This is a genomic window from Streptomyces natalensis ATCC 27448 (assembly GCF_000935125.1).
Taxonomy (GTDB): Bacteria; Actinomycetota; Actinomycetes; order Streptomycetales; family Streptomycetaceae; genus Streptomyces; species Streptomyces natalensis.
The window spans coordinates 90,945-114,604 of record NZ_JRKI01000008.1; the positions used below are offsets into that span (position 1 = coordinate 90,945).

Annotated in this window: 18 protein-coding genes and 1 tRNA gene; 11 read left to right on the plus strand and 8 right to left on the minus strand. The window is 72.3% G+C overall.

Features of this window, described 5'->3' with window-relative positions; translation table 11 throughout:
- The first annotated feature begins 303 nt into the window (after nucleotides 1-303).
- The 3 genes from SNA_RS05270 (at nucleotide 304) to SNA_RS05280 (ending at nucleotide 5,946) form a co-directional block, all read left to right on the plus strand.
- On the plus strand, nucleotides 304-1,200 hold the full coding sequence (locus SNA_RS05270; protein WP_030069334.1) for an FAD binding domain-containing protein: 897 nt from the start codon (nucleotides 304-306) through the stop codon (nucleotides 1,198-1,200).
- A 100-nt stretch (nucleotides 1,201-1,300) separates the two neighbouring features.
- Nucleotides 1,301-3,544, plus strand: coding sequence for a 2Fe-2S iron-sulfur cluster-binding protein (locus tag SNA_RS05275; protein WP_044363530.1), 2,244 nt, complete (start codon nucleotides 1,301-1,303; stop codon nucleotides 3,542-3,544).
- 74 nt (nucleotides 3,545-3,618) lie between these two features.
- Nucleotides 3,619-5,946, plus strand: coding sequence for a xanthine dehydrogenase family protein molybdopterin-binding subunit (locus SNA_RS05280; RefSeq protein ID WP_044363532.1), 2,328 nt, complete (start codon nucleotides 3,619-3,621; stop codon nucleotides 5,944-5,946).
- A gap of 343 nt (nucleotides 5,947-6,289) precedes the next feature.
- Here SNA_RS05280 and SNA_RS05285 read toward each other — a convergent pair.
- Together SNA_RS05285 and SNA_RS05290 are read right to left on the minus strand one after the other, a co-directional pair.
- Nucleotides 6,290-6,361 (minus strand) — tRNA-Cys (locus SNA_RS05285).
- A gap of 139 nt (nucleotides 6,362-6,500) precedes the next feature.
- Complete coding sequence (locus tag SNA_RS05290) at nucleotides 6,501-8,060, minus strand: hypothetical protein (RefSeq protein WP_044363776.1); 1,560 nt, start codon at nucleotides 8,058-8,060, stop codon at nucleotides 6,501-6,503.
- A 411-nt stretch (nucleotides 8,061-8,471) separates the two neighbouring features.
- Here SNA_RS05290 and SNA_RS05295 point away from each other — a divergent pair, with 411 nt between their 5' ends.
- The 4 genes from SNA_RS05295 (at nucleotide 8,472) to SNA_RS05310 (ending at nucleotide 14,029) form a co-directional block, all read left to right on the plus strand.
- The gene (locus tag SNA_RS05295) at nucleotides 8,472-9,974 is read left to right on the plus strand and encodes an MFS transporter (RefSeq protein WP_044363534.1); all 1,503 of its coding nucleotides are present in this window, start codon (nucleotides 8,472-8,474) and stop codon (nucleotides 9,972-9,974) included.
- A 438-nt stretch (nucleotides 9,975-10,412) separates the two neighbouring features.
- Nucleotides 10,413-12,209, plus strand: coding sequence for a DEAD/DEAH box helicase (locus SNA_RS05300; RefSeq protein ID WP_030069283.1), 1,797 nt, complete (start codon nucleotides 10,413-10,415; stop codon nucleotides 12,207-12,209).
- Nucleotides 12,210-12,500: 291 nt separating this feature from the next.
- A complete protein-coding gene (locus SNA_RS05305) occupies nucleotides 12,501-13,142 on the plus strand; it encodes an IclR family transcriptional regulator (RefSeq protein ID WP_030069282.1) in 642 nt (213 codons plus the stop codon).
- A gap of 101 nt (nucleotides 13,143-13,243) precedes the next feature.
- On the plus strand, nucleotides 13,244-14,029 hold the full coding sequence (locus tag SNA_RS05310) for a S16 family serine protease (RefSeq protein WP_030069281.1): 786 nt from the start codon (nucleotides 13,244-13,246) through the stop codon (nucleotides 14,027-14,029).
- A gap of 34 nt (nucleotides 14,030-14,063) precedes the next feature.
- Here SNA_RS05310 and SNA_RS05315 read toward each other — a convergent pair whose 3' ends face one another.
- From SNA_RS05315 to SNA_RS05340, 6 genes are all read right to left on the minus strand, one after another.
- Nucleotides 14,064-14,483 (minus strand): hypothetical protein, encoded by a 420-nt coding sequence (locus tag SNA_RS05315; protein WP_030069279.1) that lies wholly within the window; start codon nucleotides 14,481-14,483, stop codon nucleotides 14,064-14,066.
- Between the two features lie 128 nt (nucleotides 14,484-14,611).
- Complete coding sequence (locus SNA_RS05320) at nucleotides 14,612-15,679, minus strand: glycine betaine ABC transporter substrate-binding protein (RefSeq protein WP_078969698.1); 1,068 nt, start codon at nucleotides 15,677-15,679, stop codon at nucleotides 14,612-14,614.
- On the minus strand, nucleotides 15,679-16,575 hold the full coding sequence (locus SNA_RS05325; RefSeq protein ID WP_030069275.1) for an ABC transporter permease: 897 nt from the start codon (nucleotides 16,573-16,575) through the stop codon (nucleotides 15,679-15,681). Before SNA_RS05325 ends, SNA_RS05320 begins: the two co-directional genes overlap by 1 nt.
- Nucleotides 16,572-17,855: a betaine/proline/choline family ABC transporter ATP-binding protein gene (locus SNA_RS05330; protein ID WP_030069274.1), complete on the minus strand. Its 1,284-nt coding sequence runs from the start codon at nucleotides 17,853-17,855 to the stop codon at nucleotides 16,572-16,574. The genes SNA_RS05325 and SNA_RS05330 overlap by 4 nt, the downstream gene beginning before the upstream one ends.
- Nucleotides 17,848-18,495: an ABC transporter permease gene (locus tag SNA_RS05335; RefSeq protein WP_030069271.1), complete on the minus strand. Its 648-nt coding sequence runs from the start codon at nucleotides 18,493-18,495 to the stop codon at nucleotides 17,848-17,850. Before SNA_RS05335 ends, SNA_RS05330 begins: the two co-directional genes overlap by 8 nt.
- A gap of 16 nt (nucleotides 18,496-18,511) precedes the next feature.
- Nucleotides 18,512-18,979 carry an Lrp/AsnC family transcriptional regulator gene (locus tag SNA_RS05340; RefSeq protein WP_030069270.1) on the minus strand — a complete coding sequence of 156 codons (468 nt, stop codon included), beginning with the start codon at nucleotides 18,977-18,979 and terminating at the stop codon, nucleotides 18,512-18,514.
- A 129-nt stretch (nucleotides 18,980-19,108) separates the two neighbouring features.
- Between SNA_RS05340 and hppD the strand changes: the two genes are divergently transcribed.
- From hppD to SNA_RS05360, 4 genes are all read left to right on the plus strand, one after another.
- Nucleotides 19,109-20,263 carry a 4-hydroxyphenylpyruvate dioxygenase gene (hppD, locus tag SNA_RS05345; RefSeq protein WP_030069268.1) on the plus strand — a complete coding sequence of 385 codons (1,155 nt, stop codon included), beginning with the start codon at nucleotides 19,109-19,111 and terminating at the stop codon, nucleotides 20,261-20,263.
- A gap of 112 nt (nucleotides 20,264-20,375) precedes the next feature.
- Nucleotides 20,376-21,740 carry an FAD-binding oxidoreductase gene (locus SNA_RS05350; RefSeq protein WP_044363537.1) on the plus strand — a complete coding sequence of 455 codons (1,365 nt, stop codon included), beginning with the start codon at nucleotides 20,376-20,378 and terminating at the stop codon, nucleotides 21,738-21,740.
- 85 nt (nucleotides 21,741-21,825) lie between these two features.
- The gene (locus SNA_RS05355; protein ID WP_030069266.1) at nucleotides 21,826-22,119 is read left to right on the plus strand and encodes a ribosomal protein L7/L12; all 294 of its coding nucleotides are present in this window, start codon (nucleotides 21,826-21,828) and stop codon (nucleotides 22,117-22,119) included.
- Between the two features lie 73 nt (nucleotides 22,120-22,192).
- Complete coding sequence (locus tag SNA_RS05360; protein WP_044363539.1) at nucleotides 22,193-23,653, plus strand: dihydrolipoyl dehydrogenase family protein; 1,461 nt, start codon at nucleotides 22,193-22,195, stop codon at nucleotides 23,651-23,653.
- The last annotated feature ends 7 nt before the right edge of the window (nucleotides 23,654-23,660 follow it).

Below are 23,660 nucleotides of genomic sequence, written 5' to 3' on the forward strand. Positions count from 1 at the left end.
CGCTGCGGAAGGGGGTCCCGCCGCGGCCGGAGACTGGGACGGTGGAGACCTCTCCGCACCGCCGTACGGGCGATGCGGGAGCACCCGGAGCGCACCGCCCGCCGCGGCCCGCGCACGACCCGCCACACCCCCCAACCGGCGGACGAATGCGGACCAGATCGCCGCAGGGCGGACGGAACGCCGCTTCGCGGACCCTGTCGCCGGGGGCCGGGGAAGATGTGCCAGAGTTGCCACGTCCGGGCCGTGAGCACGTACCGTACGGCGGAGCGGAACAGCCGGGACACCGGGGAAGGGGCAGCTGGCTTGACCACCCACGCACCGCAGGCGTCACAAACGGTGACATTGCCGGCCTCGCTCGACGAGGCGGTGGCGGCGCTCACCGCCATGCCCACCGCCGTTCCGGTCGCGGGGGGCACCGACCTCATGGCGGCCGTCAACGCCGGACTCCTCAGACCCGCGGCCCTGGTGGGCCTCGGCCGGATCAGCGAGATCCGCGGCTGGCAGTACCAGGACGGCCATGCGCTGCTCGGTGCCGGACTCACCCTCGCCCGCATGGGGCGCCCCGACTTCGCCGCGCTGATCCCGGGCCTGGCGGCCGCCGCCCGCGCCGCCGGACCCCCGCAGATCCGCAACGCCGGGACGCTCGGCGGCAATATCGTCACCTCCGCGCCCACCGGTGACACCCTGCCCGTGCTCGCCGCCCTGGAAGCGACCCTGATCATCGCCGGCCCCGGTGGCGCCCGCCGTGAGATTCCGGTCAGCCACCTCCTGGCGGGCCGCGAGATGCTGCACCCCGGTGAACTCGTCGGCTTCGTACGGGTGCCGCTGCTGCACGCCCCGCAGACCTTCCTCAAGGCCACCGGCCGCACCGGCCCCGGGCGGGCCACCGCCTCGGTTGCACTGGTCCTGGACCCGGCCCGGCGCAATGTGCGCTGCGCGGTGGGCGCGGTCGCCGCGATGCCGCTGCGCCCCCTGGAGGCCGAGCAGTGGGTGGCCTCGCTCATCGACTGGGACGGCGAACGCGGCCTGGTGCCCGAGGCGCTGACGGCCTTCGGCGACTACGTGGCCGCGGCATGCATCCCCGACCCGGTGCCGCCGCAGGACGGTTCGGAACCGGCCACCCTGCCACCCGCCGCACTGCATCTGCGCCGTACGGTGGCAGCCCTGGCCCGCCGCGCACTTGGGAGGGCGCTCTCGTGAGCGAGCGCAGCATGGGGGTCCCCCCGGCCGGAGGGTGGGGGAGAACAATCAGGAGGTGCGCGCCTCGCGAATGCGAGGGCGAGCGAAGCGAGGTCTCGGCATGAGCGACGAACAGCACACCCCGCAGCAGCCGCACCCCGACCACGGCTGGCAACCGCTCCCGCAGGGCGGCGAGTACGAGCAGGAGGCGACGGCCTTCGTCCAGCTCCCGGAGGGCTTCACCACCGGGGGCTACCGGGCCGTGCCCGGCTACAACCCGCCCGGCACCGAGCCGCTCGCCGCTCCCGGCCACGGCTACACCCCGCCGGAGTCCTTCACCCGGCACACCCCCGGGCCGTCGGCGCCCGCCGCGGGCACCGACCCCGCGTCGACCGGCCAGTGGACGATGCCGTTCGCGGACCCGGCGGCCGGATACGCCGACCCGTCCGCCGGATACCCGGCACACAACGGCCACTCGGGCCACTCCGGCCACCCCGGCCACCCCGGTCACCAGGAACACTCCGGCCACCCCGGTCGCCAGGAGCAGGCCGCGATCTATCAGGGCGGTGCGCCGGAGGGGGCTCCGTCCTGGGGCGGCGACCAGGTGGACTGGCCGGTCGCGGGCAGCCCGGAGGCTGCGGGCGGTGGTGCCGGGGCGTGGTCGGTGCCGGCGGCCGCGGACGACGTCCTGGAGGAGTCCGGCGAGTATCTGGTCGGCGAGGACGGCCTGACGGCCTACCAGGGACATCAGAGTCATCAGGGACATCAGGGCCACCCGGCGCACACGGGGCACCCGGGGCACGCGGCGCACCCGGGACAGCCCGGGCACCAGGAGCACGGCACACCCGCCGACTACCAGGGCGGCTACCAGGACACCTACGGCGGCGCCGGGGCACCGGGGGACGCCGCGGGGACCGGTCGCACCGGCCACTGGAACTTGGCGGCCGGCCTGAGCGCCACGACCGGCGCCACCGAGCACGGAGAGACCGCCGCGGCTTCCTTCGGCGCATCCGACGGCGATCCGTACGCGGCGGAGAGCGGCCCGGCGGGCGGCGGCGAAGCGGTGGACGGCGACCCGTACGGGAACGCCGCGGGCGGGGCACAGGCCCCGGAGGCCGGCGCGACCGGGCACTGGTCGCTGCCCGCCGACGCGCTGGCCCAGTGGCCGCCCGCCCAGCAGGAGGCCGCGCCCCGCCCCGAGGAGGCGGCGCCGAGCATAGGTGCCGGCCACGCACCGGGCGGCGAGCCGTGGGCGGTCCCGGTGGCCGAGGGGGAAGCACCGGAGCACTCCGGGGAGTTCGCCACCGGCCCCGCGCCCGCCCAGGAGGCCGCGGCGACGGCCGCCACGGGGGACGCACACGGCGCCTACGAACCGTACGAGACGTACGACCACCCCCGGGAGGCGGCCAGGACGGAGCGGCCCGCCGACGGGGACGAGCCCGCGGCCCCGCAGGCCGTGGCGGTCGCCGAACCACGCCCGGAGCCCGAGGACGGCCCGGCGGCCGCCCCGGCACCCGAGGAGGCCCCGCAAGCCCGGCAGACCCAGGACGCGCAGCAGGACGTCCACGGTGCGGCCCGACCGCAGGAGCCGGACGAGCCGGTCCAGGCACCGGACACCGCGGGCCCGGTGGCCCTCACGGGCGAGCCCGCCGTGATCGCCGTCACCGAGGACCCCGGCACCCCCGCCCAGGACGCCCCCGGCACGCTCCCTCACGACGAACACCCCGCCGCCTCCTACGTGCTGCGCGTGAACGGCACCGACCGCCCCGTCACGGACTCCTGGATCGGCGAGTCGCTGCTGTACGTCCTGCGCGAGCGGCTCGGCCTCGCCGGGGCCAAGGACGGCTGCTCCCAGGGCGAGTGCGGGGCCTGCTCCGTCCAGGTGGACGGGCGGCTGGTCGCCTCCTGCCTGGTGCCCGCGGCCACCGCGGCGGGCAGCGAGGTCCGTACGGTCGAGGGCCTGGCCCAGGACGGCGTGCCCTCCGACGTGCAGCGGGCGCTGGCCGCCTCCGGCGCCGTCCAGTGCGGCTTCTGCGTACCGGGCATGGCGATGACCGTGCACGACCTCCTGGAGGGCAACCACGCCCCCAGCGAGCTGGAGACCCGTAAGGCGCTGTGCGGCAACCTGTGCCGGTGCTCCGGCTACCGGGGCGTGCTGGACGCCGTCGCGGAGGTCGTACAGGCCCGTGCGGAGGCCGCCGAGGCCGCGCACGCCGCCGACGAGGCCCCGGCGGACGCGCACCAGGAGACGCCCCGCATCCCCCACCAGGCGGGCCCCTCGGAGCCCACCGGCCACACGGACGCCCCCGGCCACCACCCCCACCAGGGGCCGGGCACCGATTCGCAGACGGGAGGGGCTGCATGAGAGAGCGGAGCGAGCGAATCAGGGGATGGGTGCGCGCCGAGCGGGTGCGAGGCCGGGCGAAGCGAGGTGTCGGCATGAACGGCACGACAGACGGCGCCGTCACCGTGACCCCCGCAGCCGGCGTCCCCGTCCCGCCCGAGGAGCCGTCGCCGCACGGCCTGGGCGTCTCCCTGCCGCCCGCGGACGCGTCCGCCAAGACCGAGGGCACCTTCCCGTACGCCGCCGACCTGTGGGCCGAAGGGCTGCTGTGGGCCGCGGTGCTGCGCTCCCCGCACCCGCGGGCGCGCATCGTGTCCATCGACACCAAGCCCGCGGCGGAGATGGAGGGCGTGCGCGCCGTCGTCACCCACGGGGACGTGCCCGGTGACGCGGGGCACGGCCGGGGCGTCGCCGACCGCCCGGTCTTCGCCAAGGACGAGGTCCGCCACCACGGCGAGCCGATCGCCGCAGTGGCCGCCGACCACCCCGACACCGCACGGCTGGCCGCCGCCGCCATCGCCGTCGAGTACGAGGTCCTGGAGGCCGTCACCGACCCCCAGCTGGCCTTCGAGGCCGAGCCGCTGCACCCCGACGGCAACCTCATCCGGCACATCCCGCTCCGCTTCGGCGACCCGGAGGCGGTCGGTGAGGTGATGGTCGAGGGCTTCTACCGGATCGGCCGGCAGGACCCGGCGCCCATCGGGGCCGAGGCCGGACTCGCGGTGCCGCGCCCCGACGGCGGCGTGGAGATCTACACCGCCTCCACCGACCCGCACACCGACCGGGACCTGGCCGCCGCCTCCTTCGGCCTCGACCCCGAGCGCGTCAAGGTGGTCGTCACCGGCGTCCCCGGTGCCACCGCCGACCGCGAGGACCCCGGAATCCAGCTGTCGCTGGGCCTGCTGGCGCTGCGTACGGGCTGCCCGGTGAAGCTCGCCGCCACCCGGGAGGAATCCTTCCTCGCGCACGCCCACCGCCACCCCACGCTGCTGCGCTACCGCCACCACGCCGACGCCGAAGGCAAGCTGGTCAAGGTGGAGGCGCAGATCCTGATGGACGCCGGCGCCTACGCGGACACCTCCGGCGAGGCCCTGGCCGCCGCCGTCTCCTTCGCCTGCGGCCCCTACGTCGTCCCGCACGCCGTGGTCGAGGGCTGGGCGGTGCGCACCAACAACCCGCCGTCGGGCCATATGCGCGGCGAGGGCGCGATGCAGGTCTGCGCGGCGTACGAGGGCCAGATGGACAAGCTGGCCGCCCAGCTGGGCCTGGAGCCCGACGAGCTGCGGATGCGCAATGTGATGGCCACCGGCGACCTGCTGCCCACGGGCCAGACCGTCACCTGCCCGGCCCCGGTCGCCGAACTCCTGCGCGCCGTCAAGGAAGCGCCGCTGCCCGAGCTGCCCAAGGACACCCCCGAAGCGGAATGGCTGCTGCCGGGAGGGCCCGAGGGCGCGGGCGAACCGGGCGCGGTGCGCCGCGGCGTCGGCTACGCCCTGGGCATGGTGCACATGCTCGGCGCCGAGGGCACCGACGAGGTCTCCACCGCCACCGTCAAGGTCAGCGGCTCGGTCGCCACCGTCATCTGCGCCGCCGTCGAGACGGGTTCGGGCTTCTCCACCCTGGCCCGGCAGATCGTCCAGGAGACCCTCGGGGTCGAAGAGGTGCACGTCGCGGGCGTCGACACCGACCAGCCCCCGGCCGGACCGGCCTGCCACGGACGCCACACCTGGGTCTCCGGTGGCGCCGTCGAACGCGCCGCCAAGATGGTCCGCACCCAGCTCCTCCAGCCGCTGGCCCACAAGTTCGGGATGTCCACCGAGCTGCTGAGCATCACCGACGGCAAGATCACCTCGTACGACGGGGTACTCAGCACCACCGTCGCCGAGGCCCTGGACGGCAAGGAACTGTGGGCCACCGCCCAGTGCCGGCCGCATCCGACCGAGCCGCTGGACGAGGGCGGTCAGGGCGACGCCTTCGTCGGCCTCGCCTTCTGCGCCATCCGGTGCGTCGCCGACGTCGACATCGAACTGGGCACCATCCGGGTCGTGGAGATGACCGTGGCCCAGGACGTGGGCCGGGTGCTCAACCCGGTCCAGTTGCAGGCCCGTATCGAGGCCGGCGTCACCCAGGGCCTGGGCGCCGCCCTGATGGAGAACCTGCGCACCACCCGCGGGCAGGTCCGCCACCCGGACCTGACCGGCTATGCGCTGCCGACCGCGCTCGACGCCCCCGACATCCGCATCGTCAAACTCGTCGAGGAACGCGACGTGGTCGCCCCCTTCGGCGCCAAGCCCGTCAGCGCCGTCCCGGTCGTCACCTCCCCGGCCGCCGTCGCCTCCGCCGTCCGCGCCGCCACCGGCCGCCCCATCGGCCGCCTCCCGATCCGCCCCCAGGCGGCGGTGGCACAGACGGTCCAGCCGTAGGCGGGGGCGGGGCGGGCGTTGCCCCTGCCCCGCCGCCCACCCGCCCCTTTCGTTTTCCCCGCCGCCCACCCCCCTTCGGGGGGTGGGCGGGTGTATGAGCGCGGGTGCACGTACGGCGCGCCCCCGGGCGCGAAGGCCGGGCCGTGCGCGGAACCAAGGTTCGGGCCAGGACCGGAGCCGTACTGCGAAGTGGTCATGGAGCCCATGACTCATGGGACATCTGCGGCGCGGATGAGTACGAGAACGGGAACAGGGTGAGGAGGGGCGGAAATGATGGACGCGCAGGGAGGCGGCCCCCACACCCTGGAGGCCGCCTCCCTGCGCGTATGCGCGGTACGTATCGAGGCCGTGGCGGGATTCGAACCCACGTAACTCGCTTTGCAGGCGAGCCCCTGAACCACTCGGGCACACGGCCAAGTTGCGGTGCTGTGCCGACTTTAGGCCGTGTCTCAGGGGGTCCGGCAAGGGTGTCGGGCCCCCTGCCACGAAGGTGCAATGTGCGGCAATGCGGGGTTCATGAACGGGCGGTGGCCGGGGCTCCGGCGGGTCGGTGGTCAGGGGGCGGGGGCGGTGTCCCGTACGGCCACCAGGCCGTTGAAGACGCCGGCGTAGGCCGTGCCGTCCGGGCCGAGGGTGATCGGGGCCCAGTTGTTGTCGTAGAGCGGGCCGGTGCCGGTGAGGCGCTTGAAGCGGGTGTGGCCGGTGCGGAAGTCGACGGCGGTCAGGTACCAGGCGTCGATGCCCAGCCGATTGGGATCCTTTGTGTAGAAGTAGAGCAAGCCGTTGGCGGTCGAGAGCTTGGCGACGCTGGAGGGGGCGCGTTCCCCGCTCTGCCAGACGGTGTCGCAGCCGCTGCCGTCCGGCCGGATGTCGACCCTGGTGATGTCCCCGGGCACGGACCTGCCGAAGAGAAGCGACGTGACGTTCTCGTAGCCGTAGTTGTTCTCGACGACGAGGCTGTTGCCGTAGCCGATGAGGGAGTTGTCGGTGGTGGAGGCGCCGGCGCCGAAGACGGGGACCTTGCAGACCAGGCGGCCGGCGGCCGCTCCGGTGCGGCGGTAGACCAGGACGTTCATCCGGTCGTCGGCGTTGTCGGTGATCGCGACGTACGGGTGGGCGGCGTCGCCGAGGAGGGTGGGGGTGGTGCCGGAGCCCTGGTTGATGGATCCGGGTTTGCCGCCCGTACCGCGGTCGTACGTCCGGCGCCATCGGATGCGCGGGGTGCCGCCGGCGTCCGCGCGCAGGCTGTAGAGCGCGTGGTCGGAGACGAGGGAGACCCCGTCCCTCGCCGCCGAGAAGCTGTTCTGGATCTCCTCGCCGGGCAGCCGGATGGAGCGTACGGTGCCGGTGTCCGGGGCGATGGTGCCGATTCGGCCCTTACGGGTGACCCACCAGATCCGGCCGTGCCAGTCGGGCTGCACGGAGGTGACCGGATCGCAGGTGCCGCGCGGGTGGAGGTTGGTCCAGCCGACGCAGTCGTGCGGGACGTACGGGGTCAGGTCCCAGTCGTCGTCGACGCCGAAGTGCCAGCCGCCGTCGGGGGATTGGCGGTGCGACAGCCGCAGGACGTGCTGGCGCGAGTCGGCCAGGACGACCCGGTCCTGGTGGTCGAGGTAGAAGTAGGCGCCGCCCGAGGTGTCCTTGAAGATCTTGGAGAAGTCGAGGCGGGTGATCGCCTCGACGGTCGACGGGCGCTGCGGCAGCTTGTATTCGGCGAGGGTGGCCAGGCTCTTGGGGTCCAGCAGCTTGAGGCGAAAGCCCCGGAAGGTGCCGCAGACGGTCAGCAGGCGGCCCGCGCGGTCGAAGGTGACGGTCGCGCACTCGCCGCCGAGCGCCGCCATCCTCTCGCTGGTCACGGTGGGCCGCACGCCCAGCGGACCGGGGAAGGGATGGGTGTCGCTGCTCGCGCCGTCACCGTGCATACCGGCCCGGCCGTTGGGCGCCAGATACGGGTTCTGCGGCGGCGCCTGGCCGGCGGGCAGCGGGCGCGCGGTGGCCGGAGCGCCCTCGTAGTGCGGCACGAACCGGTGACCGGGGGCGGGCGGTATCGGCGCCGCCTGTGCGCCGGGGGAGAGCGCCAGGGACCCGGGCAGCGCGAGGGCCAGGACGGCGATCGCCGCGCCGACGTGCGTCCGGAGCCCTCCTCCTGCTCCTCTCCCGTGTGCCCGGAGGAGTCTCGGCCGCGCACGCCGCGGCCGCGCACGTCCCGTCTGCACACATCCTGTGTGCACAAGTCCCCTGACCGTCCGCGTAGTTGTCTGCATCCACAGTCTCCGCATCCGCGTTCCTTTACCGTCGGTAACGGCGGTGAGGGTAGGGCGGCCGCGATGCGGAGTCCATGGTTTCCGGGGCGCCGCCATGCAGCGTTCACACGGCTGTCGCGAGCGCAGGAACGCCTCACCGCCGCCCGGACAGCTCCGGGGCCCGGGGCCCCCGCGCCCGCCCCCCGACGTAGTCCCCGAGGCCGACCGCACCCCCGTCGTCGGACAGGGGTGCATCCGCGCTACGGCCCTTACGCTGGCCCGATGACCGCTGACGACCCCCACCCTGGCCACCACCCCGGCGACACCGACCTCGCCGCCCTCCCCGCCCCCACCCCCACGCACAGCACGGGCGCCGACGGCGTGCTCTCCCGCGCCTATCGCGCCCTGACCTGCGGCATCATCTCCGTCGTCTCGCTCGTGGCCTTCGAGGCGAGCGCTGTGAATACCGCGATGCCGGTCGCCGCGCGCGCCCTGGACGGCATCGCGCTCTACGCCTTCGCCTTCTCCGCCTTCTTCACGGCGAGCCTGTTCGCCATGGCGCTCGCGGGCGAATGGTGCGACCGGCGCGGGCCGCTGGCGCCGCTGTTCAGCGGGATCGCGGCGTTCGGGGTGGGGCTGCTGGTCGCGGGTGGCGCGGGGACCATGGGGATGTTCATCGCCGGCCGCGGGGTGCAGGGCGTCGGCGGCGGGCTGGTGGTGGTCTCGCTGTACGTAGTGGTCGGGCGCGCCTACCCCGAACGGCTGCGACCGGCGGTGATGGCGTCGTTCTCGGCGGCCTGGGTGGTGCCGGTGATCGTCGGCCCGCTGGTCTCCGGCACGGTCACCGAACACCTCGGCTGGCGCTGGGTCTTCCTCTCCATCCCCGTCCTGATACTGCTGCCGCTCGCGGTCATGCTCCCGGCGCTGCGCACACTGCCCCGTACGGACCCCGGGAACGATGGCGGCGCGCGGCACATCCTGGGCAGTCGGCGTTCGCTGCTCGCGCTGGCGGTGGCGGCCGGCGCCTGTCTGCTCCAGTACGCGGGCCAGCACCCGGACCGGACCGCGCTGCTGCCGGCCGCCGTGGGCGCCGTCCTGCTGGTGCCGGCCATAGTGCGCCTGCTGCCGCGCGGGACGTTCCGGTCGGCGCGCGGGCTGCCCTCCGTCGTCCTGATGCGCGGTCTGGCGGCCGGGGCGCTGGTGGCCGCGGAGAGCTTCATCCCGCTGATGCTGGTCACCCAGCGCGGCCTGTCCGCCACCCTGGCCGGGCTCTCCCTCACCGGCGGCGGCCTGACCTGGGCGCTCGGCTCGTACGTCCAGAGCCGCCCGCGCCTGGAGCCGTACCGGGAGCGGCTGATGGGCCTGGGCATGGCCTTCCTGGCCGCCGCCATCGGCCTGGTGCCGCTGGCGCTGCTCGACGGGATCCCCGTCTGGATCGTCGCGGCGGCCTGGACGCTCGGCGGCTTCGGCATGGGGCTCAACATCTCCAGCGGCGGCGTACTGCTGCTGGAGCTGTCCCGGCCGGAGGAGGCCGGCACGAATGCAGCTTCGCTGCAAATGGCCGATGCGCTGGGGAACGTGGCGTTCGTCGGGGCGAGTGGTGTGTTGTTCGTGGCCTGCGGGGGCGGGCGGATCGCGGCCAGTGGCTCCGCCGCCTCCGTCGGGGGCGTTCCCTCCGATGGGGGGCACCCGGCGGCGTTCGTCGCCGTCTTCGCGGCGATGGCCGTCGTCGCGGCCGTCGGTGTGGCGGTTGCCGGTCGCCTTCGGCCCCACGTTGTCGGCTGACCCGCCGCGGGGGGGTTCTCGCCGTTGCTCCCCCAGCTAACGCTGGGAGGTACCCCCAGCGGCGGGCGTTGCCGCTGGCGCGGGGCTGTTCGGCTGCGGGACCGGGCCTCCGGACTCCGTCCTGCGGCCCGGCCCCTCCCCGTTGGGGGTGGGAGAAAACCAGTGGGGGTGCACGTAAGCGGTCGGGTGCCGCGTGTGGATCGCATCACAGTTACGGGACATGAACGGCCCGCCCCCACCGGCCTTTTCACCCCCACTCACGGGAGGGGCCGCGCCGCAGGACGAAGTCCGGAGGCGTGGCACCGCACCCGTACCAACCCACGCCCGCCGCAGGCGCAACGGCGAACAACCCCCACGGCGGGACGGCCAACAACGTGGGGAGAGACCAGCCGCTAGGCTGGGCGGCCGATTCGCCGCCGACCACGCCCGACGGAGACCGTGACTACCACCACCAGCGCCACCAACAACCACCACCTGTCCCCGGCCTTCCCGGGACGGGCCCCCTGGGGTACCGCGAACAAGCTGCGCGCCTGGCAGCAGGCGGCCATGGACCGGTACATCCAGACCCAGCCCAGGGACTTCCTCGCCGTCGCGACGCCCGGCGCCGGTAAGACGACCTTTGCGCTCACCCTCGCGTCGTGGCTGCTGCACCACCACGTCGTGCAGCAGGTGACGGTCGTCGCACCGACCGAGCATCTCAAGAAGCAGTGGGCGGAGGCGGCGGCCCGGATCGGGATCAAGCTCGACCCGGAGTACAGCGCGGGTCCGCTCGGCCGCGAGTACCACGGCATCGCGATCACCTACGCGGGCGTCGGCGTCCGGCCGATGCTGCACCGCAACCGCATCGAGCAGCGCAAGACCCTGGTCATCCTGGACGAGATCCACCACGCCGGTGACTCGAAGTCGTGGGGCGAGGCGTGCCTGGAGGCGTTCGAGCCGGCCACCCGGCGGCTCGCGCTGACCGGTACGCCGTTCCGGTCCGACACCAACCCCATCCCGTTCGTGACGTACGAGGAGGGGAACGACGGGATCCGGCGATCCTCCGCCGACTACACCTACGGATATGGGAACGCGCTGGGGGACGGCGTCGTCCGGCCGGTGATCTTCCTCTCCTACAGCGGCAACATGCGCTGGCGGACCAAGGCGGGCGACGAGATCGCGGCCCGGCTCGGGGAGCCGATGACCAAGGACGCGGTCTCCCAGGCGTGGCGTACGGCCCTGGATCCGCGCGGCGACTGGATGCCGAATGTGCTGCGTGCGGCGGACCAGCGGCTGACCGAGGTCAGGAAGTCCATTCCGGACGCGGGCGCCCTGGTCATCGCCTCCGACCAGGAGCAGGCCCGCGCCTACGCCAAGCTGATCCGCGAGATCACCGGGCACGGCGCCACCCTCGTGCTGTCCGACGACTCCGGCGCCTCCCAGCGCATCGACGACTTCTCGCACTCCGACGACCGGTGGATGGTCGCGGTGCGCATGGTGTCCGAGGGCGTCGACGTACCGCGGCTGGCGGTCGGCGTGTATGCCACGACGATCTCCACCCCGCTGTTCTTCGCGCAGGCCGTGGGCCGTTTCGTACGGTCCAGGAGGCGCGGCGAGACCGCTTCGGTGTTCCTGCCGACCGTTCCGATGCTGCTCGGCTTCGCCAACGAGATGGAGGTCGAGCGCGATCATGTGCTCGACAAGCCGAAGAAGGACGGGGAGGAAGACCCCTACGCCGAGTCCGAGAAGGAAATGGACGAGGCGAACAAGGAGCAGGACGAGGACACCGGCGAGCAGGAGCAGTTCTCGTTCGAGGCGCTGGAGTCGGAGGCGGTCTTCGACCGGGTGCTCTACGACGGTGCGGAATTCGGCATGCAGGCGCATGCGGGCAGCGAGGAGGAGCAGGACTACCTCGGCATCCCCGGGCTGCTGGAGCCGGACCAGGTGCAGATGCTGCTCCAGAAGCGGCAGGCCCGGCAGATCGCGCACAGCCGGAAGAAGCCGGATGCGGAGGCGGATCTGCTGGAGATACCCGCCGAGCGGCGGCCGGTGGTCACGCACAAGGAGCTGCTGGAGCTCCGTAAGCAGCTGAACACGCTGGTCGGCGCGTATGTGCACCAGAGCGGTAAACCGCACGGGGTGATCCACACCGAGCTGCGGCGGGTGTGTGGCGGGCCGCCCAGCGCGGAGGCCACCGCCGGGCAGCTGAGCGAGCGGATCAAGAAGGTACGGGAGTGGGCCACCCGGATGCGCTGAGCGCCGTGGCCCGACGTCTCACGTAATGGGCGGTGCACCTTTCAGGATGCGCCGCCCTCCGTCATTCCCGGGATCTTTTGGGGCGTTCCGGGCTCCGTGGCCCGGATTCTGGACGGACTCTTCCGCTGACCGGACTTGCTCGCTACTGTCCCGCTCACGCACACGCCCCGTGGCAGCGCCGCCGCGGAGCGCAGCCGGGCCACATGGGGCCGGCGGCCTCTTGCGACGCTGCATCGGGACACGCAGCACCGCGGGTGAGGAGCGCCGCCAACCGAACCAGGAGGGGGCGTCGTGACCGCGGAGACCTCCCAGACGCTTGACCGGGGACTGCGTGTCCTCAAACTTCTCGCCGACACCGACCACGGGCTGACCGTCACCGAGCTGTCCAACAAGCTCGGCGTCAACCGCACCGTCGTCTACCGCCTGCTCGCCACGCTGGAGCAGCACGCCCTGGTGCGCCGGGACATCGGCGGCCGGGCCCGGGTCGGCCTCGGCGTGCTGCGCCTGGGCCGCCAGGTGCATCCGCTGGTCAGAGAGGCGGCGCTGCCCGCGCTGCGCGCGCTCGCCGAGGACATCGGGGCCACCGCCCATCTCACCCTCGTCGACGGCTCCGAAGCGCTGGCCGTCGCGGTGGTGGAGCCCACCTGGACGGACTACCACGTCGCCTACCGGGCCGGTTTCCGTCATCCGCTGGACCGCGGCGCGGCCGGCCGGGCCATCCTCAAGGCCCGCCAGGGCCTCATCCAGGACGGCGGACTGGCCCTGACGCACGGGGAGTTGGAGGCCGGCGCCAGCGGTGCGGCGGCACCGCTGGTCGGGGTGAGCGGCATCGAGGGCAGCGTGGGCGTGGTGATGCTCGCCGACACCGTCTCCGAACGGATCGGGCCGCGGGTGGTCGAGGCGGCCCGGGAGGTGTCGGAGGCGCTGCGGTGAGCCGCCCGGCCCGCGGTGACGTGTGTGAAGGCGTGGTGGCCGAGTCGTGACGCCCGGCGCCTCAAGGGGCTGTGGGGGCGGGGGTCATTTAGGCTGGCGGCGTGTCTCCACGCGCTCGCGCCCTGGCGGTCTGCTCCGCCCCCGTCCTCGGCCTCCTTCTGACCGCTGCCCTCGTGCCGCTGCCGTACTCCGTCGCCTATCCGGGGATGACGGCCAATGTGCTCGGTCAGGACAAGGGCAAGCCGGTGATCACCATCACCGGTGCCGGTACCCGTAAGACGACCGGGCAGCTGCGGATGACCTCGATCGTCGCCACCGGCCCGGCCGCCTCCGTGCGTCTGCCGGACATCGTGACGGCCTGGTTCCGTACGGACGAGGCGGCGATGCCGCGCGAGGCGGTCTACCCGGTGGGCAACAACACCGAGGAGATCGCGGAGCACAACGCCCAGCAGATGAAGCACTCGCAGGATTCGGCCACCGCCGCCGCCCTCCACCAGCTGGGCACATCGCCCAAGGACCTCAAGGTCGCGCTGAGCCTGGCGGATGTCGGCGGGCCCAGTGCCGGGCTGATGTTCGCGCTGGGCATCGTCGACAAGATGGCCGGTGACGGCAAGGGCGGCGATCTGACCGGCGGCCGGAAGATCGCGGGCACCGGCACCATCACCGCGGACGGCGCGGTCGGCGCGGTCGGCGGCGTCCCGCTCAAGACCCAGGCGGCGCAGCGCGACGGCGCCACCGTCTTCCTGGTCCCCCGGGCGGAGTGCACGGACGCCCGGGCCGAGCTGCCCCGGGGCATGCGGCTGATTCCCGTCACCAGCCTGGACGGCGCGGTGCGGGCCCTGAAGGCCCTCAACTCCGGCGGCAGCGTGCCGAGTTGCCCCGGCTAGCCGAAGGTGAGGGCCCGGGCGGTTACCGCCGTGCTCAGAGGGTGGCGATGGCTTCCTCGGACTGGGTGGAGAACGAGCCGTTCTCGTCCCAGTAGAAGACGGTGACCTTCACCTTGTCGCCCTTGACGAAGCCCTTGCCGGCCGGCGTGAGCTTCATCAGCACGGTGCGGGTCTCGAAGTCGCAGGTGAGCTTGGCCGCGTCGATGGCTCCCGCGGCGCTCTTCTTCCCGCCGGTGATCTTGGTGGCGTAGCCGGTCACCTGGAGGTTCACGCCGGTGTCGCAGGAGTACTTGATGTTCAGCTCCGGGCTCGACTTGTCGAGCGAGACCTTGTTGATGGCCAGCAGGTTGGCCTTGGCCGAGGCCGTGGGCGCGGCGGCCAGGACGCCGGTGCCGACCAGCGCGGCGACGGTGGCGGCGCCGGCGAGGCGGCGGCGGATGCGGGATGCCTTCATGGAGTTGTTCCTTCCCCCTGTGTGGTCACTGCTGCGGTGTGGTCACTGCCGCGGCGACTGCAACAGATGTTCGTTTTGGGCAGCATGAACCATACGTGATCTTGGGGGCATCCCGAACCCCTATCGCGCTATCCGCCGCCCTCCTTGATGAACCCCTCCCTGACCAGCCACGCCTTCGCGACCTCGTGCGGGTCCTGGCCGTCCACGTCCACCTTGCGGTTGAGTTCCTGGGCGACGGTGTTGTTCAGGGCCTTGGTGACCGGCGCCAACAGGGCGGCGATCTGCGGGTACTTCTTCATCGTCGCGGCGTTCATCTCGGGCGCGGCGTTGTAGTTCGGGAAGAAGTGCCTGTCGTCGGCGAGGACCTTCAGCCCCATCACACCGATCCGGCCGTCGGTGGTGAAGACCTCGCCGAAGGTGCACGACGTGCCCTGGGACGCCTCGGTGTAGACGACGCCGCCGGTCATCTTGCGGATATGGCTGGAGGGGATGGTCATGCCGTACGTCCTGGCCATGCCCGGCAGGCCGTCGTTGCGGGTGGCGAACTCGTTCTCCACGCACAGGGTGACCGCGCCGGGGTTCTTCTTGAGCAGCGCGGCGACGTCCGAAAGGGTCTTGACCGGGTACTTCTTGAGGTTGGCGGCGTTCAGGGCCAGCGCATAGGTGTTGTTCAGGCGGGACTGCGGCAGCCAGACGATGCCGTTCCTGCGGTCCGCGTCGCGCACCGCCACCCACTGCTCGTGGATGTCGGGGATCGGCTTGGTGTGGCCGAGGTGGGTGATCCAGCCGGTGCCGGTGTACTCGTACATCCCGTCCGCGGTGCCGGTGCGCACCGCCTCACGGGCGCCGATGGTGCCCTGGATGTTGGTCTTGTCGATGACGGTGGCGCCGGCCGCCTTGAAGACCAGGCCCATGATCTGGCCGAGGACGATGTTCTCGGTGAACTCCTTGGACGTCACGGTGAGTGTGGCGCCCTTGAGCGGCAGGCCCCGGCCGACCGCGCCGGGCCTGACGTTGTCGCTCATCGGGCTGCCGCTGACCAGCCCGCAGCCGCTCACGGCGGCCACGGCGAGCAGCAGTCCGGCCAGCGCGACGGCGGCGGTACGGGCGCGCGGGCCGGGGGCACCGCCCAGCGGTAGCTGGGGGAGGATGCGCCCCCCGGGCAGGTGGCGGCGGGTCGTTCGGCTCGGCGCCATCAGTTCGTCCCCTCCAGTCCGCGCGGCCGCAGCAGCAGTTCGGCCAGCGAGGCCAGCCATTCGACGAGCAGCGCCAGCGCCACGGTGAGCACCGAGCCCAGGATCAGCACGGGCATCCGCTGGGTGATGATGCCCGCCGAGATCAGATCGCCCAGGCCGCCACCGCCGCCGAAGGTCGCCAGCGTCGCGGTGCCGACGTTCAGGACCAGCGCGGTGCGCACGCCCGCCAGGATCAGGGGGACGGCCAGCGGCAGTTCCACCTTGCGCAGCACGCCCATCGGGGACATGCCGATACCGCGGGCCGCCTCCGTCAGCGTCGGATCGATACCGCGCAGCCCGGCGATGGTGTTGGCCAGCACCGGCAGCACCGCGTAGATGACCATGCCGACGATGGCCGAGCGCGCACCGATGCCCAGCCAGATGACCAGCAGCACCAGCAGACCCAGGGCGGGCACGGCCTGGCCGAGGTTGGCGACGGCCATGGCGAAGGGGGTCGCCCGGCGCAGCCTCGCCCGGGTCAGGGCGATGCCCAGCGGGATCGCGATGATCAGGACGAAGAAGGTGGAGACGGCGGTGAGCTGGATGTGCTGGCGCAGCGCCAGCCACACCTTGCCGTTGTCGACGGCCTGGTGGGCGATGGAGTCCAGCCGGGCGCCGCGGAACCACAGCCAGGTGGCGAGCAGCGCGGCCACCAGGAAGGCCGGCATGAAGGTCCACTTCTGCCAGCTGATCCGGCGGGCGCCGGCGGCCGGGGCGCGCAGCGGTGCCTCCCCGGAGGCCGTCTCCCGCTCCGCCATGTCGGCGTCGTCCAGATGGGCCAGGCCCTCCACCCCGTGCCCGTCCGGCGCCCGCCCTCCGCCCGGTCCCGCGCCGTCGCCGCTGCCGCGCGGGGTCATGCCGCGCCCCCCGCCCCGCCCTCGCCGGTGTCCAGCCCCTCCTGCGCCAGCAGGGTCTCGCGGTGCCGCTGTTCCTGGAGCTGGTGCTGATGCTCCAGGGCCTCCAGCCGGTCGGCCTCCAGCAGCTCATGGACGGTGTTCATCAGTGTCTCCATGTCGACCACGCCGGTGTACTCCCCGCGCCGCCCGGTGACCGCGACCCGCCCGGCGTTGTCGGTGAGCACCGCCTCCAGCGCATCGCGCAGCGTGGCGTCCCGGGTGACGGTGTCGGTCACCAGCGTTCCGGCCCGCGCCAGCGACTGCTTGGCGCGGGCGAGGTCGCCGCGGCGCAGCCATTTGTACGGACGGCGGTTGCGGTCGAGCAGCAGCAGTTCGTTGGTGGACCCGTTGCGCAGCAGGTCGAAGATGTCCTGGAGGGGGTCGTCGATACCGGCCGTCGGGAAGTCGACCACACCCACATCCCGTACGCGGCTGAGATTGAGCCGCTTGAGCGCCGCGCCCGCGCCGACGAAGCCGGAGACGAAATCGTCCGCCGGGTTGGTGAGGATGGCCTCGGGGGTGTCGAACTGGGCGATATGCGAGCGCTCGCGCAGGACCGCGATGCGGTCGCCGAGCTTGATGGCCTCGTCGAAGTCGTGGGTGACGAAGCAGATGGTCTTGTGCAGCTCGTGCTGGAGGCGGATCAGCTCGTCCTGGAGGTGGTCGCGGGTGATCGGGTCGACCGCGCCGAACGGCTCGTCCATCAGCAGCACGGGCGGATCGGCGGCCAGCGCGCGGGCGACGCCGACGCGCTGCTGCTGGCCGCCGGAGAGCTGGCGCGGATAACGGCCGTGGAACTCGCGCGGGTCCAGGCCCACCAGATCGAGCATCTCCTCGACCCGGGAGGCGACCCTGGCCCTGGACCAGCCGATCATCTTCGGTACGAGGGCGATGTTCTGCGCGACGGTCATATGGGGGAACAGCCCGGACGCCTGGATGGCGTAGCCGACCTTGCGCCGCAGTCTGACCGGGTCCATGTCGGTGACGTCCTCGTCGCCGATGCGGATCCGTCCGGACGTCGGCTCGATCAGCCGGTTGATCATCTTCAGGGTGGTGGACTTCCCGCATCCGGACGGCCCGACGAAGATCACGATCTCGCCGGCCTTGACCTCCATGTTGACGTTGTCCACCGCGGGGGCATGGCTCCCCGGATAGGTCTTCGTCAGGTTCTCCAGATGGATGCGGGCACCGGTCGTCCCGGCCGGTGGCGTGGTGGTGCTGGTCCCGGACGGCTCAGGCACGGATCCCCCTGGAGATGGTCAGACGTCCGATCAGGACGTACGCGGCGTCGAAGAGCAGGGCGAGGATGACGATCCCGACGGTGCCGGCGAGCACCTGGTTGAGCGAGTTGGCGCTGCCCAGCGAGGCGATCCCGCGGAAGATCTCGTTGCCCAGGCCGGGGCCGGAGGCGAAGGCGGCGATGGCGGCGATGCCCATCAGCATCTGGGTGGCGACCCGGATGCCGGTGAGGATCGGCGGCCAGGCCAGTGGGAGTTCGACCCGCAGCAGCCGGGCGGCGCGCGACATCCCGATGCCCTTGGCCGCGTCCACCAGCGCCGGGTCCACCCCGCGCAGCCCGACGATGGCGTTACGGACCACCGGCAGCAGCCCGTAGAGCGTCAGGGCGATGACCGTCGGGGGGACGCCGAGGCCCACGATCGGGATGAGCAGACCGATCAGGGCCAGCGAGGGAATGGTCAGGATGGTGGCGGTCGAGGTGGTGGCGAGCGAGCCCGCCCATTCGCTGCGGTAGGTGGCCACCCCGATCAGCATGCCCAGCAAGGTGGCCAGCACCATGCACTGGAAGACCACGCTGGCGTGCTGATACGTGTCCGCCAGCAGCTGGGTGTGCCGGGTGCCGACGTACTCCCAGAAGCTCACTCGGCGCTCCCCTCGGTCAGTCCCCCGATGCCTGCTTCACCAGGGGGATGATGCGCAGCGGAACCGGATTTTCCATGACGATTGCCGTAGAAGCGCGCACGATGCCATCAAAGCCGACAACCAGGTCGATCACACGCTGTAGATCCGCGTTGGAACGCGCAACCAGCCTGCAGAGCATGTCCCCATGTCCCGTCGTTGTATGCAGTTCCAGTACTTCGGGAACGGTCGCCAAGTGGGCGCGGATATCGCTTCCTTGGCCCTGTTTGATCTCCAGCGTGGCGAACGCGGTCACCGGATAGCCCAGCGCCGCCGGGTCCACCTCCGGGCCAAAACCCCTGATGACTCCGTTCGACTGAAGCCGGTCCAGCCGCGCCTGCACCGTCCCGCGTGCCACCCCCAGCCGCCGCGACGCCTCCAGCACCCCGATCCGCGGCTCCTTGGCCAGCAGTTCCAGCAGCGCTCCGTCCAAATGATCGATCGCCATCGCTCCCGCCTCCCTTTTCCGTGGTCATGATGTACAGATAGACCGGCGTACTCGCGGTATCGCTCTACATAATGCCCAGCACATGCGGAAACTATTGCGCACCTTGTGGATGAGAGGGACTCTGCCGCCATGGCAGACACCACGATGCACACCCAGCCCACCACCCCCGCCACGGCCCGGCAGGCCGACCCCTTCCCGGTCAAGGGGATGGACGCGGTCGTCTTCGCCGTCGGCAACGCCAAGCAGGCCGCCCACTACTACTCCACCGCCTTCGGCATGAAGCGCGTCGCCTACAGCGGACCGGAGAACGGCAGCCGCGAGACCGCCAGTTACGTCCTGGAATCCGGCGGCGCCCGATTCGTCTTCACCTCGGTCATCAAGCCCGCCACCGACTGGGGCCGCTTCCTCGCCGACCATGTCGCCGCACACGGTGACGGTGTCATCGACCTGTCCATCGAGGTCCCCGACGCCCGCGCCGCCTACGCCTACGCCATCGAGCACGGCGCCGACGGCCTGACCGAGCCCTACGAGACCAAGGACGAGCACGGCACGGTCGTCCGCGCCGTCATCGCCACCTACGGCCAGACCCGCCACACCCTGGTCGAACGCACCGGCTACGACGGCCCCTACCTGCCCGGATTCGTCGCCGCCGGCCCCATCGTCGAACCCGGCCCGCGCCGCTTCCAGGCCATCGACCACTGCGTCGGCAACGTCGAACTCGGCAAGATGGACGAGTGGGTCGCCTTCTACAACAACGTCATGGGCTTCACCAATATGAAGGAGTTCGTCGGCGACGACATCGCCACCGAATACTCCGCCCTGATGTCCAAGGTCGTCGCCGACGGCACCCGCAAGGTGAAGTTCCCGCTCAACGAGCCCGCCATCGCCAAGAAGAAGTCCCAGATCGACGAGTACCTGGAGTTCTACGGCGGCCCCGGCGTCCAGCACATCGCCCTGGCCACCAACGACATCGTCGCCACCGTACGGGCCATGCGGGCGGCCGGTGTGGAGTTCCTCGACACCCCGGACACCTACTACGACACCCTCGGCGACTGGGCCGGCGAGACCCGGGTGCCCGTCGAGACGCTGCGGGAGCTGAAGATCCTCGTGGACCGCGACGAGGACGGCTATCTGCTCCAGATCTTCACCAAGCCGGTCCAGGACCGTCCCACCGTCTTCTTCGAGATGATCGAGCGGCACGGCTCCATGGGCTTCGGCAAGGGCAACTTCAAGGCCCTCTTCGAGGCGATCGAGAGGGAGCAGGAGCGCCGCGGAAACCTCTGAGGCGCCCGCCCGTCACCCGACCTCCACCCCCAGAAGACAGCGCTGTGCGCTGGTCGCCCTGTGGGCCGTACGCGATCTTCCGCGTACGGCCCACCGGTGCGAGGCTGAGGTCATGGATCTCATCGGACAACTGCGCGCCGGGCTCCCCGAAGAAGCCGTCCTCACCGATCCCGAGGTCACCGGCTCCTACGCCCGCGACATGGCCAACTTCTGTGCGGCGGGCGCGCCCGCCGTGGTCGTGCTGCCGCGCACCGTCGAACAGGTCCAGCATGTGATGCGCACGGCGACCGCCCTGCGGGTGCCCGTCGTCCCCCAGGGGGCCCGTACGGGGGTGTCGGGCGCCGCCAACGCGGGCGACGGCTGCATCGTGCTGTCCCTGGTCAAGATGGACCGCATCCTGGAGATCAACCCCGTCGACCGGCTCGCGGTCGTCGAACCCGGCGTCATCAACGCCGCCCTCTCCCGCGCCGTCGCCGCACACGGCCTCTCCTACCCGCCGGATCCCTCCAGTTGGGAGATGTGCACCATCGGCGGCAACATCGGCACCGCCGCCGGCGGCCTGTGCTGCGTCAAATACGGCGTCACCGCGGAGTACGTCCTCGGGCTGGACGTCGTCCTCGCCGACGGCCGCCTGCTGACGACCGGCCGCCGCACCGCCAAGGGCGTGGCGGGCTACGACCTCACCCGCCTCTTCGTGGGCTCCGAGGGCAGCCTCGGCGTCGTCGTCCGCGCCACCCTGGCCCTGAGGCCCAGCCCGCCCCAACAGCTCGCCCTGGTCGCCGAGTTCGATTCCGTGACCGCGGCCGGCCGGGCCGTCTCCGAGATCATGGCCCGCGGCCACGTCCCCTCGCTGCTGGAGCTGATGGACCGCACCAGCATCCGCGCCGTCAACGACATGGCACAGATGGGCCTGCCCGAGACCACCGAAGTCCTCCTGCTCGCCGCCTTCGACACCCCCGACCCGTCCGCCGACCTCGCCGCCGTCGGCGCCCTGTGCGAGGAGGCCGGCGCCACCCAGGTCGTCCCCGCCGAGAACGCCGCCGAGTCCGACCTGCTGCTCCAGGCCCGCCGGATGACCTTCACCGCGCTGGAACGGATCAAGCCCGCCATGCTGATCGACGACGTCTGCGTCCCCCGCTCCCGGCTCGCCGACATGCTGGAGGGCACCACCGCCATCGCCGAGAAGTACGGCCTGACCATCGGCGTCTGCGCCCACGCGGGCGACGGCAACACCCACCCCCTGGTCTGCTTCGACCCGGCCGACGCCGACGAGGAGCGCCGCGCCCGCGAATCCTTCGACGAGATCATGGCCCTGGGCCTCTCCCTCGGCGGCACCATCACCGGCGAACACGGCGTGGGCGTCCTGAAGAAGGACTGGCTCGCCCGCGAACTGGGGCCGGTGGGCCTGGAGTTGCAGCGCGGCATCAAGGACGTCTTCGACCCGCTGGGCATCCTCAACCCGGGCAAGCTGTTCTGAGTCGGTCTGTTGGCCGCCGGCGCCCTGTCCGGCGCGGGCCCCCGCGACTTTCCTGTCGGGAAACTCTGACTGTAGACTTTCCTGCATGGAAACTCTGATTCCCGGGATAGTCCTCGTCGTGCTCTCCATTGCCACCGTGGTCTCGAACACCGACCGCCGCGCCAAGGTCGCCGAACGCAGGCTGCGGATGCTGGACCGCAAGATCGACCTGATGCTGGAGCACCTCGGCGTCGAGGACTCGACCGCCGAACTCGCCTTCAAGGAGATCGACGAGCTGCTGGCCCAGGACAAGAAGATCCACGCGATCAAGGCGTACCGCGATCTCACCGGCGCCGGACTGGCCGAGGCCAAGGAAGCCATCGACGGCCGGATGCGCTGACGGCCGCCCGGGCCGAGGATGGGGGAAAGGGTCCGCCGGGCCATCCCGCCCCCGCAGGGAGAGCGACGAGCCGATGGCAGCCACCGAAGCCACCCATGACGTCCTGGTGCTGGGCGCCGGTCCCACCGGCGAGAACGTCGCCGACCGGGCCCATGCCGCCGGACTGAGCGTGGCGATCATGGAGAGCGAACTGGTCGGCGGCGAATGCTCCTACTGGGCCTGCATGCCCAGCAAAGCCCTGCTGCGGCCGGTCACCGCCCGCTCCGAGGCCCGCCGGGTGCCGGGCCTGGCCGATGCGGCGGCCGGCCCGCTCGACGCCCCCGCCGTCCTCGGCCACCGCGACGCCTTCGCCTCGCACTGGAAGGACGACGGCCAGGTGCGCTGGCTGGAGACGGCCGGTATCGAACTCGTCCGCGGACACGCCCGGCTGGCCGGCCCGCACCAGGTCAGCGTCGGCGACCGGGTACTCCGGGCGCGGCATGCGGTCGCGGTGTGCACCGGCAGCCGCCCGGTGCTCCCCGCCATCCCCGGGCTGGCCGACGCCAGGCCCTGGACCAGCCGGGACGCGACCAGCGCGAAGACCGTGCCGGGCCGGCTGGTGGTGGTCGGCGGCGGTGTCGTCGGCGTGGAAATGGCCACCGCCTGGCGCGCCCTGGGCGCCTCGGTGACCCTCCTCGTACGCGGCGACGGACTGCTGCCCCGGATGGAGCCGTTCGCCGGACATCTGGTCGCCGAATCGCTCGCCGAGGCGGGCGTGTTCCTGCGGACCGGGGTCGAGGTGACCGAGGTCCGCCGCGAGGCCCCCGGCGGCCCGGTGACCGTCGTCCTGGACTCCACCGCATCCGGCGCGGACCGGGGCGCCACCGGCTCAGGCGACGAGATCGTCGCCGACGAACTGCTGATCGCCACCGGCCGCGCCCCGCGCACCGACGACGTCGGCCTGGAGACCGTCGGCCTCGCACCGGGCTCCTGGCTCCCGGTCGACGACAGCTGTCTGGTGACGGACGTCCCCGGCGGCTGGCTCTACGGCGTCGGCGACGTCAACCACCGGGCCCTCCTCACCCACCAAGGCAAATACCAGGCCCGTATCGCGGGCGCCGCCATCGCCGCCCGCGCCCGGAACGTCCCGATCCTCGACCACGGCCCCTGGGGCGCCCACGCCGCCACCGCCGACACCGCCGCCGTCCCCCAGGTCGTCTTCAGCGACCCCGAAGCCGCCTCGGTCGGCCTGACCGCCGCCGCAGCCGAACGCGCCGGCCGCCGCGTCCGCGTCATCGACCAGGACCTCGGCGCGGTCGCCGGCGCCGCCCTGTACGCCGACGGCTACCGCGGCCGCGCCCGCATGATCGTCGACCTGGACCGCGAGGTGCTGCTCGGCGTCACCTTCGTCGGCCCCGGCGTCGGCGAACTCCTGCACTCCGCGACGGTCGCGGTCGTGGGCGAGATCCCGATCGAGCGGCTGTGGCACGCGGTCCCGGCCTATCCGACGATCAGCGAGGTGTGGCTGCGGCTGCTGGAGAGCTACCGCGGCTGACTCCGCC